1 protein-coding gene and 2 pseudogenes are annotated in these 1,431 nt (G+C 73.8%); all 3 read left to right on the top strand.

The features are described 5' to 3' along the window. Positions 1-297, top strand: a pseudogene (locus tag KBX53_RS32800) (DUF58 domain-containing protein); the annotation flags it as partial. Then, positions 294-1,253, top strand: coding sequence for a VWA domain-containing protein (locus KBX53_RS32795; protein ID WP_210863741.1), 960 nt, complete (start codon positions 294-296; stop codon positions 1,251-1,253). The pseudogene KBX53_RS32800 and the gene KBX53_RS32795, both read left to right, overlap by 4 nt. A gap of 38 nt (positions 1,254-1,291) precedes the next feature. Further along, positions 1,292-1,431, top strand: a pseudogene (locus tag KBX53_RS36715) (peptidase S1); the annotation flags it as partial.

The following is a 1,431-nucleotide window of genomic DNA, read 5'->3' as shown; positions in this document are numbered from 1 at the left end:
GAGGTGACCGACCCGCGGGAGCTGGAACTGCCGGACGTCGGCCTGATCACGCTCGTCGACCCGGAGACCGGCCGGCACCGCGAGGTGTCCACGTCGGACCGCCGGCTGCGCGAGCGGTACGCCGATGCCGCCGCCGCCCAGCGCGAACAGGTCCGTCAGGCGGTGCGTCGCAGCGGTGCCACCCACCTGCCGCTGCGCACCGACGGGGACTGGAGCGCCGACATCGTCCGGCACGTGCACGCCCAGCGTCGGCTGGCCGCCGCGCCGTCCGGCCAGCCGCGGGGAGGTGCCGCGTGATCTGGCAGTCGCCGCTGCGACTCTGGCTGCTGCTCGGCGTGCTCGCCCTGGTCGTCGCGTACCTGGTGATGCAGCGCCGACGCAGCCGGTACGCGGTCCGCTTCACCAACCTGCGGCTGCTGGACCGGGTGGCGCCGCAGCGGCCCGCGTGGCGTCGGCACGTACCGGCCGGGCTCTTCCTGGCCATGCTGGCGCTGCTCGTGGTCGGCTTCGCCCGCCCGACCGCCGAGGTCCGGGTGCCCCGGGAACGGGCCACGGTGATGGTGGCGGTGGACGTCTCGACGTCGATGCTCGCCACCGACGTCGAGCCGGACCGGCTGGCCGCGGCGAAGGAGGCCGCCCGGCGCTTCGTCACGGGCCTGCCCGACGAGTTCAACGTGGCGCTCGTCGCGTTCGCCGGGAGCGCCGCCGTGCTGGTGCCACCTGGCACCGACCGGGACGCCCTCGAAGAGGGGATCGACCGGCTCGCCGAGGGGATCACCGGCGTGCAGGGCACCGCGATCGGCGAGGCCATCAACACCTCCCTCGGCGCGGTCAAGAGCCTGGACAACGAAGCCGCGAAGGAGCCGCCACCGGCCCGGATCATCCTGCTCTCCGACGGCGCCAACACCTCCGGGATGGACCCGATGGAGGCGGCGGCGGAGGCGGTGACGGCGGAGGTGCCGGTGCACTCGATCTCGTTCGGCACACCGTCCGGGTTCGTCGACCGGGGTGGCCGACCCATCCAGGTGCCGGTGGACGGGCAGACCCTCAAGGCGGTCGCCGAGGAGACCGGCGGGATGTTCCACGAGGCCAGCACCTCCGACGAGCTGCGAGCCGTCTACGACGACATCGGCAGTTCGGTCGGCTACCGCACCGAGCGGCAGGACGTCTCGGCCCGGTTCATCGGCCTCGGACTGGTGTTCGCGATGGGTGCCGCCGCCGGCTCGATGCGCTGGTTCTCCCGGCTGCCCTGACCGCTGCGCACAACCGACGTCGTCAGTGAGGAGTACGCATGGCAGTGCAGACCGGACTGGGCGAACCGCGTGGTCCCTGGTTCATCTCGCCGGAACTCGACCCGGACGGGCGCGGGTGGTGGGACGCGCCCGAGCGCGACCCGGGCGGACGGCGGCCCGGGCGGCTGCTCGCCGTGCT

The organism is Micromonospora sp. M51 (assembly GCF_018070305.1).
GTDB lineage: Bacteria > Actinomycetota > Actinomycetes > Mycobacteriales > Micromonosporaceae > Micromonospora > Micromonospora parva.
Note: the sequence above shows the minus strand (reverse complement) of the source record. Positions and strands in the feature narration are given on the sequence as shown.